The organism is Streptomyces sp. A0642, assembly GCF_004795105.1.
GTDB lineage: Bacteria > Actinomycetota > Actinomycetes > Streptomycetales > Streptomycetaceae > Streptomyces.
In genome coordinates this window covers 1-14,746 of record NZ_SSBL01000049.1, presented here as the reverse complement: position 1 = coordinate 14,746, position 14,746 = coordinate 1, and the positions used below count along the sequence as shown (strand labels likewise).

The 14,746-nt window shown below is 70.2% G+C and carries 13 protein-coding genes and 1 pseudogene; 6 read left to right on the top strand and 8 right to left on the bottom strand.

The window, feature by feature from the left end; translation table 11 throughout:
* Both E6R60_RS35960 and E6R60_RS35955 read left to right on the top strand, forming a co-directional pair.
* Positions 1 to 431, top strand: a 431-nt coding sequence (locus tag E6R60_RS35960) for a carboxyl transferase domain-containing protein (protein ID WP_276614117.1), incomplete at its 5' end; no start/stop codon positions are given.
* A gap of 65 nt (positions 432 to 496) precedes the next feature.
* Positions 497 to 700, top strand: coding sequence for an acyl-CoA carboxylase subunit epsilon (locus tag E6R60_RS35955; protein ID WP_136330941.1), 204 nt, complete (start codon positions 497 to 499; stop codon positions 698 to 700).
* Between the two features lie 231 nt (positions 701 to 931).
* On the opposite strand, the gene E6R60_RS35950 is transcribed toward E6R60_RS35955, so the two are convergent.
* The 8 genes from E6R60_RS35950 to E6R60_RS35915 all read right to left on the bottom strand — a co-directional run bounded on the left by E6R60_RS35950 (position 932) and on the right by E6R60_RS35915 (position 11,474).
* Positions 932 to 1,513 (bottom strand): ATP/GTP-binding protein, encoded by a 582-nt coding sequence (locus E6R60_RS35950; RefSeq protein ID WP_014048542.1) that lies wholly within the window; start codon positions 1,511 to 1,513, stop codon positions 932 to 934.
* A complete protein-coding gene (locus E6R60_RS35945) occupies positions 1,494 to 2,129 on the bottom strand; it encodes a DUF742 domain-containing protein (protein WP_136330940.1) in 636 nt (211 codons plus the stop codon). The genes E6R60_RS35950 and E6R60_RS35945 overlap by 20 nt, the downstream gene beginning before the upstream one ends.
* 89 nt (positions 2,130 to 2,218) lie before the next feature.
* The gene (locus E6R60_RS35940; protein ID WP_018551717.1) at positions 2,219 to 2,632 is read right to left on the bottom strand and encodes a roadblock/LC7 domain-containing protein; all 414 of its coding nucleotides are present in this window, start codon (positions 2,630 to 2,632) and stop codon (positions 2,219 to 2,221) included.
* 10 nt (positions 2,633 to 2,642) lie between these two features.
* A complete protein-coding gene (locus E6R60_RS35935) occupies positions 2,643 to 5,903 on the bottom strand; it encodes a nitrate- and nitrite sensing domain-containing protein (protein ID WP_136330939.1) in 3,261 nt (1,086 codons plus the stop codon).
* 346 nt (positions 5,904 to 6,249) lie between these two features.
* Complete coding sequence (locus E6R60_RS35930; RefSeq protein ID WP_136330938.1) at positions 6,250 to 6,831, bottom strand: ATP/GTP-binding protein; 582 nt, start codon at positions 6,829 to 6,831, stop codon at positions 6,250 to 6,252.
* The gene (locus tag E6R60_RS35925; protein WP_073738726.1) at positions 6,812 to 7,219 is read right to left on the bottom strand and encodes a DUF742 domain-containing protein; all 408 of its coding nucleotides are present in this window, start codon (positions 7,217 to 7,219) and stop codon (positions 6,812 to 6,814) included. Before E6R60_RS35925 ends, E6R60_RS35930 begins: the two co-directional genes overlap by 20 nt.
* A gap of 133 nt (positions 7,220 to 7,352) precedes the next feature.
* Positions 7,353 to 7,766 carry a roadblock/LC7 domain-containing protein gene (locus E6R60_RS35920; RefSeq protein WP_168713747.1) on the bottom strand — a complete coding sequence of 138 codons (414 nt, stop codon included), beginning with the start codon at positions 7,764 to 7,766 and terminating at the stop codon, positions 7,353 to 7,355.
* A 9-nt stretch (positions 7,767 to 7,775) separates the two neighbouring features.
* Positions 7,776 to 11,474, bottom strand: a complete 3,699-nt coding sequence (locus E6R60_RS35915; protein ID WP_136330936.1) for a nitrate- and nitrite sensing domain-containing protein — start codon at positions 11,472 to 11,474, stop codon at positions 7,776 to 7,778.
* A gap of 578 nt (positions 11,475 to 12,052) precedes the next feature.
* On the opposite strand from E6R60_RS35915, the gene E6R60_RS35910 reads away from it, so the two are divergent.
* The 4 genes and pseudogenes from E6R60_RS35910 to E6R60_RS37685 all read left to right on the top strand — a co-directional run.
* Complete coding sequence (locus E6R60_RS35910) at positions 12,053 to 12,244, top strand: hypothetical protein (RefSeq protein ID WP_136330935.1); 192 nt, start codon at positions 12,053 to 12,055, stop codon at positions 12,242 to 12,244.
* Between the two features lie 82 nt (positions 12,245 to 12,326).
* Positions 12,327 to 13,103 (top strand): fumarylacetoacetate hydrolase family protein, encoded by a 777-nt coding sequence (locus E6R60_RS35905; RefSeq protein ID WP_136330934.1) that lies wholly within the window; start codon positions 12,327 to 12,329, stop codon positions 13,101 to 13,103.
* Positions 13,096 to 14,607: a glutamate--tRNA ligase gene (gltX, locus tag E6R60_RS35900; protein WP_136330933.1), complete on the top strand. Its 1,512-nt coding sequence runs from the start codon at positions 13,096 to 13,098 to the stop codon at positions 14,605 to 14,607. The genes E6R60_RS35905 and gltX overlap by 8 nt, the downstream gene beginning before the upstream one ends.
* A gap of 34 nt (positions 14,608 to 14,641) precedes the next feature.
* Positions 14,642 to 14,746 (top strand): annotated as a pseudogene (locus E6R60_RS37685) (HAD family hydrolase); the annotation flags it as partial.

The following is a 14,746-nucleotide window of genomic DNA, read 5'->3' as shown; positions in this document are numbered from 1 at the left end:
ACGGTGGGATCATCCGGCACGGCGCGAAGCTGCTGTACGCCTACTGCAACGCGACGGTGCCGAGGATCTCCCTGATCCTGCGCAAGGCCTACGGCGGTGCCTACATCGTCATGGACAGCCAGTCCATCGGCGCGGACCTCACCTACGCATGGCCGACCAACGAGATCGCGGTGATGGGCGCCGAAGGCGCCGCCAACGTCATCTTCCGCCGGCAGATCGCCGACGCCGAGGACCCGGAAGCCATGCGGACCCGCATGGTCAAGGAGTACAAGGCCGAACTGATGCACCCGTACTACGCCGCCGAGCGCGGCCTGGTCGACGACGTCATCGACCCTGCCGAGACCCGCGAGGTCCTGATCGCCTCGCTGGCGATGCTCCGCTCCAAGCACGCCGACCTGCCGTCCCGCAAGCACGGCAACCCCCCGCAGTAGTCCGCGGCCCCGCAGCGACCCTGCAAGGCCCCGCGAAGACCTGCCGAGTAGACGGAGAGACATTCATGAGCACTGCCACCGAGTCCGTGCTGCGCGTCGAGAAGGGTCTGGCCGACCCCGAGGAGCTGGCCGCCATCACCGCGGTCCTGCTCGCCCGCGCCGCCTCCCGGCCCGCCGACGCCCCCGTCCGCCTCGGCCGCAACACCGCGGGCTGGCGCCGCCTGGAGCGCACCCCGGGCTTCCGCGCCCCCCACAGCTGGCAGGGCTGATCCCTTCCGAGCCCCCTCCGAATGCAGCCACCCCGCACAGGGGTGGCTGCATTCGCCGTTTCGGCCCCCTCGGGCCGGCCGGGGCCGTCACGGGGTGCCTCCCACGCCCTGGTGGCCCAGGGGGATCGAGGACGCGGCACGGCCGGAGGCCGGGCGCACCAAGCGAAAGGCCCCGCACTCCCACCCAGGGGAACGCGGGGCCTCACGTGTGTGCGGACGGCCGGGAGGGCCCTACCGCAGGCGCGCCATCAACGCGTGCTCGACCAGCGTGATGAGCGCGCTCTTGGCGTCGGCCCGATGCCGCGCGTCCGTCGTCAGGATCGGCGTGTCCGGCCCGATCTGGAGGGCTTCGCGGACCTCGTCGGGTGTGTAGGGCTGGTGTCCGTCGAAGCCGTTGAGGGCGATGACGAAGGGCAGGCCGCTGTTCTCGAAGTAGTCGACGGCGGGGAAGCAGTCGGCGAGGCGGCGGGTGTCGACGAGGACGACGGCGCCGATGGCGCCGCGGACCAGGTCGTCCCACATGAACCAGAAGCGGTCCTGTCCGGGGGTGCCGAACAGGTACAGGATCAGGTCCTGGTCCAGGGTGATGCGTCCGAAGTCCATGGCCACCGTGGTGGTGGTCTTGTCCCCGGTGTGGGTCAGGTCGTCGATGCCCGCGGACGCGGACGTCATCACGGCTTCGGTGCGCAGCGGATTGATCTCCGAAACGGCACCGACAAACGTGGTCTTACCCACGCCGAAGCCCCCTGCCACCACGATCTTCGCCGAGGTAGTGGAGCGGGCCGCTCCGCCGCTAGAGCTTGCGAAGTCCACTGAGCACCCTTTCGAGCAGTGTCACATCTGGCTGGCCGCCGGCGGACTCGTCGCCGCCGGGCTGGTGGATAGCGACGAGTCCGGCCTCAGCCAGGTCGGCTACGAGGATCCGGGCAACGCCGAGAGGGATCGAGAGCAAGGCCGAGATCTCGGCCACCGACTTGATCTCGACGCATAGCCGGCAGATCCGCTGGTGCTCGGGCAACTGCCCTTGCAGCCGGGAAGGATCGGCCGTCGTACTGACCAACGCCTCAATGGCGAGTTGGTAGCGCGGTCGGGTCCGTCCACCGGTCATGGCGTACGGACGGACAAGCGGATTGTGCGCCGCGGGCGCCGCCGGCTCGGGGGCCCGCCGCGGCTGCACCGGCTGAATGCGGGGCTGCTGCGGAGAGTCGTACCGGTGCGGGCGCTGCGGCCGCTGGGGCTGCTGCGGCTGCTGCGGCCAGTCCGAGCCCTGAACGTGCTGCGGCTGCTGCTGCGGCTGCTGATAGGGCTGATAAGGCTGCTGCGCGCCCTGTCTGCCGGGGTTGGAGGGGAAGCCGAAACCATTGTCCCCGTGCTCGCCCGGTGCTCGCTGACCACCGTTGAACTGGTGCCCGCCTGGGGGTGTTCCCACGATTCCTCCTCCGCCTGCCGGTCCCGATACCAGTGGGTCCGCGCCACCGCACCCTATGGCGCGGTGGCGCGAAACGCACTGTGTGTCTACTAGTTAAGAAGACTTCCCTGAAGCTCGGCACGGAGGTCCGGGGTGAGGACGCTGCCGGCACGGTCGACCAGAAGGGCCATTTCGTACCCAACCAGACCGATATCGGCGTCCGGGTGTGCGAGAACGGCCAACGAAGATCCATCGGAAACGGACATGATGAAGAGGAATCCTCTCTCCATCTCCACAACTGTCTGATTCACGGCGCCGCCTTCGAAGATCCGCGAGGCTCCCGCGGTCAGCGAGGTCAGACCGGAGGCGACAGCCGCCAACTGGTCCGCACGGTCGCGCGGGAATCCCTCGGACATCGCCAGCAGGAGTCCGTCGGCGGAGACCACCACCGTGTGCGACACCCCAGGGGTGTTGTCCACGAAGTTGGTGATCAACCAGTTCAGATTCTGCGCCGCCTGGCTCATCGGGCTCACACTAACGCTCCTGGTTGTAGGTATTACTGGTGTCCGAACCCGCGTTACGCCCCCGCAGCACGCCACGTCGCAGGTTGCTCAACCTGCCACGCACGTCCTCCGGGGCGCGGGAGACCTGGGGGCCGCCCTGCTGGGTCTGTTCGGCCGTGCCCTCGACCAGATTGGCCTTGGGCACCCGCCGGGGAAGACCGGAGGGGGTGACCCCGCCCGCCTTCGGCTCCCGGAGCTTCTCGGCCCGCTCCCAGCGCTCGTCGTTCGCCGAGCGCCAGTCGTCGGTACCGGCCCCGTCCGCCTGCGCGGACGAGGGCTTCCGCTGCGGCAGTTCCTCCTGCTGCTGCGGAGCCTGCTGCTGAGCGGCGGCGGGCTGGTCGTTGCCGCGGCCGGTGGGCTGCCAGTGCTGCTGGCCGCCGCGTCGCGGCAGGCCCGCATCGGTCAGCTCGTGGCCGGAGTTCGGGACGGGTCCCGAACGGTCGAAGCCTACGCTCTCCTGCGAAGGCGCGGGAGCGCTCGCGGGAGATTCCGCCTCGGCCTGCGCCAGCGGCTCGTACGCGCCCTGGTACGTGCCCTGATCAGCCCACTCTTCCTGCTGGGGCTGGGGTGCGTACTGCTCGTCGTACGACGGGGAAGGCGCCTGGGGGGCCGCGTAGGCGGCCTCCTGGTAGCCGCCCTGACCGTCGTAGCCGGTCTGCTGCCCGGCGTAGCCGGCATCGCCCCGGTACGGGTCGTAGCCGCCCTCGTACGCGGGCTGCTCGTACTGCTGCTGCTGCTCCTGCTGCCCGGCCGCCTGCTGCTCCTGGGCGTACGGGTCCGCGGCGTAGGGCGCCTCGCCGTACGCGGCTTCGGCGTACTGCTGCGGCTCCTGGCCCTGGCCCAGCCCCTGCCCATGCCCCTGGCCCTGCTCCTGGCCCTGCGGGAACGCCGGGCGCTCGCCTCCGGTCTGTGCCTCCAGGGCCGCGCGGCGCTCCTCACGCATCAGCGAGCGGCCCACCGGGTCGAGCTGGGGGGAGTCCGCGGACGGCTCCTCGTAGCGCGAGTCGTCGAAGCCGAGCTCCGCGGCCGTGCGCAGCTGCGGCTGCTGCGGCATCGCGTCGAAGGACTGCTGCTGCGGAATGATCGAGGAGACGGTGAAGTCGTCCTGGGCGGGTGCGTCGCCGCCGCCACCGTGGGTGATCGCGTCCGGCAGCATGACCAGCGAGGTGGTCCCGGCCTGCTCGCCCGAGGGGCGCAGCTGGACCCGGATGCCGTGCCGGTCGGCGAGGCGGCCGACCACGAACAGGCCCATGCGCTGCGAGACCGCGGCGTCCACCGTCGGCGGGTTGGCCAGCTTGTGGTTGATGTCGGCGAAGTCCTCGGCGGTGAGGCCGATGCCCTTGTCGTGGATCTCGATCATCACGCGGCTGTCGGGCAGCCGGGTCGCGGTGACCCGCACCTTGGTCTGCGGCGAGGAGAACGTGGTGGCGTTCTCCAGCAGCTCGGCCAGCAGGTGCACGAGGTCGGTGACGGACTGGCCGTGGATCTCGGTCTCCGGCACGCCGGAGAGCTCGATGCGCTCGTAGGACTCCACCTCGGAGGAGGCGGCCCGCAGCACGTCCACCAGCGGAACCGGCTGGTTCCAGCGGCGGCCGGGCTCCTCGCCGGCGAGGACGAGGAGGTTCTCGCCGTTGCGGCGCATACGGGTCGCCAGGTGGTCCAGCCGGAAGAGGCTCTCCAGCTGGTCCGGGTCGGCCTCGTTGTTCTCCAGGTCCGTGATGAGGGTCAGCTGGCCCTCGATGAGGGACTGGTTGCGGCGCGAGAGGTTGGTGAAGATCGCGTTGACGTTGCCCCGGAGCATGGCCTGCTCGGCCGCCAGCCGGACGGCCTCGCGGTGCACCTGGTCGAAGGCGCGCGCGACCTCGCCGATCTCGTCCTGCGTGTTGATCGGGATCGGCTGGACGCGGGTGTCCACCCGGCCCGGATCGGTCCGGGAGAGCTGGTCGACGAGGGAGGGCAGCCGCTGCTCGGCGATGCCGAAGGCGGCCGTACGCAGCTGACGCATCGAGCGGCTCATCTGGCGGGCCATGAGCCCCGCCAGGAGGAAGGCGGCCAGCAGGGCGACGATCACGATCGCGGCGTTGACGATGGCGTCGGTCCGGGCGCTGGAGGAGATCTCCGCGGCCTCGGTCACCGCCTTGTCGACGAGCTCGTCCTCGACCGTGGTGTAGCCGTCGAACTTCGCGGTGGCGGCGGCCATCCAGGTCTCCGGGGTGATCCCCTTCGCCCTGAGCTGCTTGGGGTCCTTGCCCTGGCCGATCTCCTGGGCCATGCCGTCGTAGACCGAGCCGTCGACGGTGGGCGGCGTCACGAACGGCACGCCGGCCGCGTCGGCCTGCTCCTTGGCGGTCTTGAGCTTCGCGGCGCCCTCGGCGGCCTTGCCGGCCATGACCGTCTTCAGCCGGGCGGCGTCGGCCTCCGTACCACCGGAGACGAACTCGCCGAGGGCGATCTGCTCCAGGTAGTTGTACGAGCCGAACGCCTTGACCTGGTCGTTGAACTTGCCGTTCTCCTGGCTGGGCCGCACCAGGAGGTGCATGCCGATGGAGCGCTGAAGCGATTCTGCGGCCTTGGCCAGCTCGATCGCGTAGACGGTACGGCCGTAGCTGGTGATGTTGCCGGTGCCGAGGCCGAGCTCGTTGCAGAACTCCATCAGGGAGTGCTGGACCTGGGTGTATCCCTCTTCGGTCTTCACCGGGTCCATGGCGGCGGTGTAGGCGGCCTTGCGCAGGTCCGGGAGCTTGGGCTCCTCCAGCTTGAACAGCTTGAGGCGGCGCTCCAGCCCCTGCTTCCCCGGCATGTCCTGGACGGCCGCGTCGAACTTCTGCGCGGCGGCGTCGGTGGTGGCCTGGGCCTGGGTGACGATCTCGGAGTCGCGCTTGTTGGACAGCAGCGGCTGAGCGGTGAGGTCACGCTCGTTGAGCAGTGCCTGCCCGTACTCGGCGGACGCCCGCACGATCAGCGCGGTCTTCTCGGCGTCCTGCGCCTCCTGCCAGGTGTCGAGCGCACCCTTCACCTGGAAGCCGCCCATGATCAGGCCGACCAGGACCGGGATCAGGAGGATCGCGTTCAGCCGGGTGGGCACCCGCCAGTTGCGCGGGGACAGCCGGCTGGTGCTGCCGCCGGCCGGTATCCCTTCGGACACCTCGGCGGACGGCGCCACGGTGCGCGACGGCGGGGTGAAGTTGCCCCGCTCCGCCTGCGCCGTTGCGCCCTCGTTGTTACGCCTCACTCGACCAACAACCTCTCGGCGTCGGCACCTACGTTGTGCCGTGTTCGTTCAGGGCCGTACTACTCGGGAGTTCGTCGAATTGCAGCACGGCTACCGGCCGCCTTCCAAACAGTCGGAATGGGCGATTCCGAGTGGCCCGGGCCGCAGATAAAACGGGCATAAAGAACGAGCCCCGCCAAAAGGCGGGGCTCGTGTGAGCACAGGGGTACCGATCGTGTGCGTCGGGTATTGACTGTGCGGTAATTCTCTTTCGAAACGTTATGAACACGGGGGCGGATCGTGTCAAACGACACAGCCCGCCCCCGCGTGACTACGGTAATTGTCGTACGGCAATACGGACTTGTGCCTACTTGAGCCGTGCCATCAAAGCGTGCTCGACCAGCGTGATCAGACCGCTCTTCGCGTCACCGCGGTGCCGCGCGTCGGTCGTGATGATCGGGGTGTCGGGTCCGATCTGGAGGGCCTCGCGGACTTCCTCGGGTGTGTAGGGCTGGTGTCCGTCGAAGCCGTTGAGGGCGATGACGAAGGGCAGGCCGCTGTTCTCGAAGTAGTCGACGGCGGGGAAGCAGTCGGCGAGACGGCGGGTGTCGACGAGGACGACGGCGCCGATGGCGCCGCGGACCAGGTCGTCCCACATGAACCAGAAGCGGTCCTGTCCGGGGGTGCCGAACAGGTACAGGATCAGGTCCTGGTCCAGGGTGATGCGTCCGAAGTCCATGGCCACCGTGGTGGTGGTCTTGCCGCCGGTGTGCGTGAGGTCGTCGATGCCCGCCGAGGCGGACGTCATCACGGCTTCGGTGCGCAGCGGATTGATCTCCGAAACGGCACCGACGAACGTGGTCTTGCCCACGCCGAATCCGCCCGCCACCACGATCTTCGCCGAGGTGGTGGCCCGGGCCGCACCGCCGCTAGAGCTTGCGAAGTCCACTGAGCACCCTTTCGAGCAGTGTCACATCCGGCGCGCCGCCGGCCTCTCCGTTGCCCGGCTGGTGGATGGCCACCATGCCGGCTTCCGCCAGGTCGGCTACGAGGATCCGGGCCACACCGAGCGGCATCGACAGCAGGGCCGACACCTCGGCCACCGACTTGACCTCACGGCACAGGTGGCAGATCCGCTGGTGCTCGGGGAGCAGCGTCCCCAGGTGCGCCGGGTCGGCCGTGGTGCTGACCAGCGCCTCTATCGCTAGCTGGTAGCGCGGTCGGGTCCGGCCGCCGGTCATGGCGTACGGACGGACCAGCGGCTGGTCGCCTTCACCTTCGTACGACGCGTGGTTGAGCGCGCCGTACGGATCGGGTGAGGCGGGTGGCGGGGTCATGAATCCTCCGGGCGTGACAGCAGGGTGTCGGCTTGCCGTCTGAAGGGGCCGGTGGGGGGCTGTAAGCGGCCGGACGGGCGAGAGATGAGTGCGGTACCTGGGGTAAACGTCTGTGTCACCGGTTCACGGCCGCCTAGTGGAGCAGGCTGCCCTGGAGCTCGGCGCGGAGGTCCGGGGTCAGGACGGAGCCCGCCCGGTCCACCAGCAGGGCCATTTCGTAGCCGACCAGACCGATGTCGGCGTCCGGGTGTGCGAGAACGGCCAGTGAGGAGCCGTCCGAGACGGACATCAGGAAGAGGAACCCGCGTTCCATCTCCACCACGGTCTGGCTGACGGCGCCGCCCTCGAAGATCCGGGAGGCTCCCGCGGTCAGCGAGGTCAGACCGGAGGCGACGGCCGCCAACTGATCGGCGCGGTCGCGCGGGAAACCTTCGGACATCGCCAGCAGCAGGCCGTCTGCGGAGACCACCACCGTGTGCGACACCCCAGGGGTGTTGTCCACGAAGTTGGTGATCAACCAGTTCAGATTCTGCGCGGCCTGACTCATCGGGCTCAACTAACGCTCCTGCTGGTGAGTGGGGCCGAGTGGAAAACTGCCGGTCGACTGGCCGTTGTTGGCCTGACGTCCCTGCTGGATGCCCCGGCGGAGATTGGTCAGCCGCCCGCGCACATCATCGGGCGCACGCGACACCTGGGGACCGGACTGATGGTTCTGCTGCTGGGCGGTACCCGGCACCAGATTGGCACGCGGGACCCGGCGAGGCAGACCGGACGTGGTTATTCCGCCCGCTGCGGGCTTCTTCACCCGCTCCGCCTGCCGGACGAGTTCGTCGTTCGGCGAGGCACGCCAGGAACTTGTGGCGCCGTTGGGGTCGCGGCGCGGTGCGGCGGGAGCGGGACGCTCCTCGGCGGGCTGCTGGGGGAAGCCCGGAGCCTGCGACGCGGCGGGCGGCTGCTGGCCACCCTGCTGCGGACCGTGGAACCAGTTGGTCTCCAGCGTGTCGTACAGCGGGGTGCGGCCGTCGCCGGGACCCGCGGGCGGCAGTGCCTCGGGCTGCGACTGCTGCGGCAGGACCGGCCGGTACTGCCCGCCGGGAGCCGGCGCGGGCGGACGCGGGGCACCGAAGTCCCCGTTGTCGCGGTCGCGCTGGCCCGGCGCGGGCTGACCCGGGGACGGCGCGGGCTGTCCGAAGTCCGGGCGGGCGAACTGCGCGGTGCTCGCCGGATCCTGCGGCGCGGGGCGCTGCTGCGGAGCCGGTGCCGAGAAGTCCGGCCGGGCGAACTCGGCCGTGGCGGCGGGGCCCTGCTGGTGGTCCATGGGCGGACGCTGGCCGAGCGGCGGCGGGTTCAGCGGCCGCTGGAACTGGCCGGTGGACTCGGGCTCCTCGTGACCGCGCGGCGTGTCGAGCGGGGAGCGCCGCGGTGCGGACAGCTCCTCGTTGCTGCCCCAGCTGGTGGTCTGCGGACGCTGCGGCTGGGGGTTCCCGCCCGGCAGCTCCGCACGCGGACCGCCGACCGGAGGCAGCTGACGCTCGCTCTGACCGGGCCCGCCGGGCTGCTGGAAGCCGCCGCCCTGGCCGGCCTGGTTGTGCCGGGGCTGCGGCGGAGCCTGACGCCCGGGGCCGTTCTGCTCCGGACGCTTCTGGTCGAACAGACTGGGCTGGCCCGCGTCCGTACGGCCGGAGCCGTCGCCCTGGCCGCGGGCGCCCAGCCGGGCGCCGCCGCCGAAGGCGCCGGAGAGCCCGCCGCCCTGACGCGGGGGCTCCTGGCGCGAGGCGTCCGGCTGCCGGCCCTGCGGACCGGTGTCGGCGAGACCCGCGCTCTGGAAGCCGGAGTTCTGCTGGCCGCCGGGCTGGCTGTGCCGGCCCGGCTGGCCCTGCTGGTTCGGGGGACGGTTCGAGCCGCCGTCGCGGGCCGGCAGGGCCGCCCGCGGACCGGTGCCCGCACCGACCTGGCCACGCGCGCCGCCGGGACCGGCGGCGAGCCGCCCGCCCGCGGCCGGGGGAGCGCCGTCGAGACCGGTACGGGGCGCGTTGCCGCCGGCGAGGAGCCCGCCGGGGGCCGACTGCTGGCCCGGGGCCTGCTTCGGCGCCGGCTGCTTGCCGCCGTGCGCGACGTCGACCGGGAGCATGACCAGTGCGGTCGTGCCACCGGAGTCGGAGGGGCGCAGCTGGATGCGGATGCCGTGACGCAGCGACAGCCGGCCGACCACGAACAGACCCATGCGGCGGGAGACCGAGACGTCGACGGTGGGCGGCGAGGCGAGCCGCTCGTTGATCGCCGCGAGGTCCTCGGGGGAGAGGCCGATGCCCGTGTCGTGGATCTCGACGAGCACCCGGCCGTCGGGCAGGGCGTGACCGGTGACCCGGACCTTCGTCTGCGGCGAGGAGAACGAGGTGGCGTTCTCCAGCAGCTCGGCGAGGAGGTGCACGAGGTCGTTGACGACCCGGCCGGCGACCTCGGTGGCGGGCACCGCGGCCAGTTCGATGCGCTCGTACTGCTCCACCTCGGAGGCGGCGGCACGGAGCACGTCGACCAGCGGCACCGGACGGGTCCACCGGCGGCCCGGCTCCTCGCCCGCGAGGACGAGGAGGTTCTCGCCGTTACGGCGCATACGGGTCGCGAGGTGGTCGAGCTTGAAGAGCGAGGACAGCTGGTCCGGGTCGGCCTCGCGCGACTCCAGCTCGGAGATGAGGGAGAGCTGACGCTGGATGAGGCCCTGGGAACGGCGCGAGAGGTTGGTGAACATCGCGTTGACGTTGCCCCGGAGGAGGGCCTGCTCGGCGGCGAGACGCACGGCCTCGCGGTGCACGTCGTCGAAGGCCGCGGCCACCTTGCCGATCTCGTCCCGCGAGTGCACACCGACCGACTCGACCGAGGTGTCGACGTCCTGAGGGTCGGTCTCCGACAGCTGCTTGACGAGCTCGGGCAGCCGGTCCTGGGCGACGCGCGTGGCCGTGTCCTGCAGCCGGCGCAGCGAGCGGATCATGGACCGGGCGACGACGAAGGCGCCGACCAGCGAGACACCGAGCACGAGCAGGATGAGCGCACCGCTGATGATCGCGCTGCGCTGGGACTCGTCGCGCAGCTCGCGCGCCTTGCCCTCCATGTCGCTGAGGAGCGTCTCCTCGATCTGCTTCATGGCCTGGATCTTGGTGGAGTCCTGGTCGTACCAGTCCATGTACGAACGACGCACGCCCGGGCCGCTCATGCCGTTCGTGTTGCTGAGCACCTTCTTGGCGTAGGTGTCGGCGGCCTTGATCTCGGGCTGGCCCTCGTCGAGCGTGGAGGTCAGCTCGTCGGCGCTCTTGCCCGTGGTGGTGTAGATCGCCTCGAAGGAGCGGCGGGCCGCGTCCTCCTTGCGCTGAGCGGCCAGGCCGAACTGCTGGTCGTTGCGGTCGAGGTCCGGCTGCTTGTCGTTGCCGCCCGGCAGCGCGGCGGCGATGATCGCGCGCTGGATCGACGCGTACTCCTTGGCGGAGGAGAAGGCCGCCAGGGCGCGGGTCCGCTTGATCATCTCGGGGCTGCTGGTCGCCTGCGCCATGTCCTGGGAGAGGCTCAGCAGCGAGGTGATCAGCTGGCTGTAGGCGTCGACGGTCTGCAGACTCGGACTGTCCTTGGCGTACGCCTGCTTGCGGATGTCGCGGATGGAGCCGAGCTGCGAGGCGATCTGCTGGACGCTGGAGTGGATGCTCTCCAGCGCCTCGTCACCGGCGGTGTCGCCGATGTCGCTCGTCGCCGAGAGGAACGCCTTCTTCGCCCGGTCGGTCTTCTTCCGCGGCTCGGTGACCTTGAAGTCGGTCGCGGGCACGTCGTTGGACAGCGGGCCAGCCGACCGGTCGCGCTCCTCCTGGAGCGCCTGGGCCAGCGAGGTCGCCTGCTTCGTCATCCGGGTCAGCAGCTGCATGTGCTCCAGCTGCTGGATGTCGTTCATGGAGTCGTTGATACGGAGACCACCCAGCGTGGTCGCGGCGACCACGGGGAGGGCGAGCAGGGAGACCAGACGCGTGCTGATGCGCCAGTTGCGAAGAGCTACGCGTGATCCCGTGTTGACCGGGCCGCGCGGCTTGAGCGCGGAGACCGGATCGGACCCACCGCCCGCCGTGCTGCCGGGGCGCCGGTCGCGCTCGCTGTTGTCGCCGGCCGCGGCCGGTCCGGGGTTCTGGGCGTGCTGGGGCGAGGAACCGCGGTCGGTCCCGCCGCGCGGCTCCTGTTCCGCCGCAGCGCTGCCATCCCTCTTGAAACGTCCCTGCACTAGCGTCGCAACCTCTGGACCAGGCGTTCTCCCGTCATGAACGGAAGGAACGGTGTCGGCGTCGTGGGGCGTTGTACCGCCCCATGGTGGTCGTGAGTGACCGGCGCTCTTCCCCTTCCCGCCGCCACTCGGCGCTGCGTTGCGCCCCCTGCGCGCCGGCTTGAAACCGCGGCGGTGCGTGGAATTCCAGCACAGTGGCGGATCTCCAACAAGGGCCAGGTACCGGGCTGTGACCTGCGTGACACGTTGTGATGGCCGCGTAACAAGACGTGGAGACCGTTCCCTGCGATACCGGGACATTGAGGGTGAAGCAGGGCGGGAAGCCTGGTGTCCCAGTCGACATGATCAGGAGCGGAATGGATCATTCAGGGATGCAATGTCCGTTTGGTGCGACCGGCCCCGCCGCCCGAATTGGCGGAATTGTCGCTCACTTCGTGAGCAAACTCACAGGATGATCGCCGTCTTTTCTCCGCCCGCGAAGGGAATCGGATGTTTAGCCTGACGCTTTACAGGGATGGCAAAACCGACAACCGGCGCCCCTCCGGGAGGCGCCCCGACCGACAGGGTCCGTACGGCAGATGAAGACGACCATGATGTTCCGCAACATTGCCAACCCCCGGCGCACCACGCTGGCGCACCTGAAGGACGCCGAAGCGCTGCAGACGCCGGAGCAGCCGGAGCACGCGGTCGACCTGCCGACGCAGACGGCCAACCCGCGCCGCACCATCCTGATGACCGCCCCCGCAGCCACCACGGCCGCCGCGGAGTAATGCGCGCGGGGTCTCCCTTCCCTGGCGTTAGCCTGGAGCGTCAGTCTTCAGCTACCCAGCAAGTGAGGGGCGACAGCAACCCGTGCGCATCGCCAGGTTCTCCATCGACGGCAATGTCGCCTTCGGCGCGGTCGAGGGCGACGGGCCCGACGGTCTCGTCCTCGACATCATCAAGGGCATCCCGTACGCCGAGTTCGAACTCTCGGGGACCAAGGTCCCGCTGAGCAAGGTCCGGCTGCTGCCGCCCGTGCTCCCCAACAAGGTCGTGGCCATCGGCCGCAACTACGCGGAGCACGCCGCCGAACTCGGCAACGAGGTCCCCGACGTCCCGGTCGCCTTCTTCAAGCCCACCACCTCGGTGACCGGCTCCGGCGACGCCATCGAGTACCCCTCCTTCTCCGAGGACGTGCACTACGAGGGCGAGCTGGCCGTGGTCATCGGCCGGATGTGCCGCGAGGTGCCGCGCGAGCGCGTCAAGGACGTCATCTTCGGCTACACCTGCGCCAACGACGTCACCGCCCGCGACGCCCAGAAGCGCGAGAAGCAGTGGGCCCGCGCCAAGGGCTTCGACACGTCCTGCCCGCTCGGCCCCTGGGTGGAGACCGACCTCGACCCCAGCGACCTCGCCATCCAGACCACCGTCAACGGCGAGCAGCGCCAGCTCGGCCGGACGAGCGAGATGATCCGCTCCATCGAGGACCTCGTCGTCCACATCACGGAAGCCATGACGCTGCTTCCGGGCGACGTCATCCTCACCGGCACTCCGGCAGGGGTCGGACCCCTCCACGTCGGCGACGAGGTCGCCGTCACCATCGAAGGCATCGGCACTCTCACCAACAAGGTGATCAAGCGTGGTTAACGCACCCTCCCCCAAGCTCTCGACTTCGCTCGAGCAGGGGGTACCCCCTCGCGTACGTTTCTGCCCCTCCCCGACCGGCAACCCCCACGTGGGCCTGGTCCGGACGGCTCTCTTCAACTGGGCCTTCGCCCGCCACCACCAGGGCACCCTGGTCTTCCGCATCGAGGACACCGACGCGGCGCGCGACTCCGAGGAGTCGTACCAGCAGCTCCTCGACGCGATGCGCTGGCTCGGCCTCGACTGGGACGAGGGCCCCGAGACCGGCGGCCCGCACGCCCCGTACCGGCAGTCGCAGCGCATGGACATCTACAAGGACGTCGCCGAGAAGCTGCTCGCCGCCGGCCACGCGTACCACTGCTACTGCACCACCGAGGAGCTCGACACCCGCCGCGACGCCGCCCGCGCCGCCGGCAGGCCGTCGGGTTACGACGGCCACTGCCGCGACCTGAGCGACGAGCAGAAGGCCGCCTACGAGGCCGAGGGCCGCACGTCCATCGTCCGCTTCCGGATGCCCGACGAGGCCCTCACCTTCACCGACCTGGTCCGCGGCGACATCACCGTCCAGCCGGAGAACGTGCCGGACTACGGCATCGTCCGCGCCAACGGCGCCCCGCTCTACACGCTGGTCAACCCGGTCGACGACGCGCTGATGGAGATCACCCACGTCCTGCGCGGCGAGGACCTGCTCTCCTCCACCCCGCGCCAGATCGCGCTGTACGCGGCGCTCACCGAGCTGGGCATCGCCAAGCGCACCCCGGAGTTCGGCCACCTGCCGTACGTCATGGGGGAGGGCAACAAGAAGCTCTCCAAGCGCGACCCGCAGGCCTCGCTCAACCTCTACCGCGAGCGCGGCTTCCTGCGCGAGGGGCTGCTCAACTACCTCTCGCTGCTCGGCTGGTCGATCGCCGAGGACCGGGACATCTTCGACATCGACGAGATGGTCGCCGCGTTCGACATCAAGGACGTCAACGCGAACCCGGCCCGCTTCGACCTCAAGAAGTGCGAGCACGTCAACGCCGAGCACATCCGCAAGCTGGACGTGAAGACGTTCACCGAGGCGTGCGGCCCCTGGCTGCAGGCCCCGTTCGCGCCCTGGGCCCCCGAGGCCTTCGACGCGGACGTGTTCGCGGCGATCGCCCCGCACGCCCAGACCCGGGTCACGGTCCTCTCCGAGATCACCGCCAACGTCGACTTCCTCTTCCTCGACGAGCCGGCGACCGACGAGGCGTCCTGGGCCAAGGCGATGAAGGAGGGCTCCGACGCCCTGCTCGTGACGGCCCGCGCCCAGCTGATCGCCGCCGAGTGGAACGCGGAGGCGCTGAAGGCCGCTGTCCTCGCCGCCGGCGAGGAGCACGGCCTCAAGCTCGGCAAGGCCCAGGCCCCGGTCCGCGTCGCCGTCACCGGCCGCACGATCGGCCTGCCGCTCTTCGAGTCCCTGGAGATCCTGGGCCGTGAGCGCACGATCGCCCGCATCGACGCGGCGCTCGCGAAGCTGGCCGCGTAACGAGCAGACGGACGGGCGCGCGTAGAGTCGGATCATGCCGATCCGCGCAGTGCTCTGGGACATCGACGACACGATCTTCGACTACTCCGGTGCCGACCGCATCGGCATGCGCAAGCACCTGGAGGCCGAGGGCCTGCCC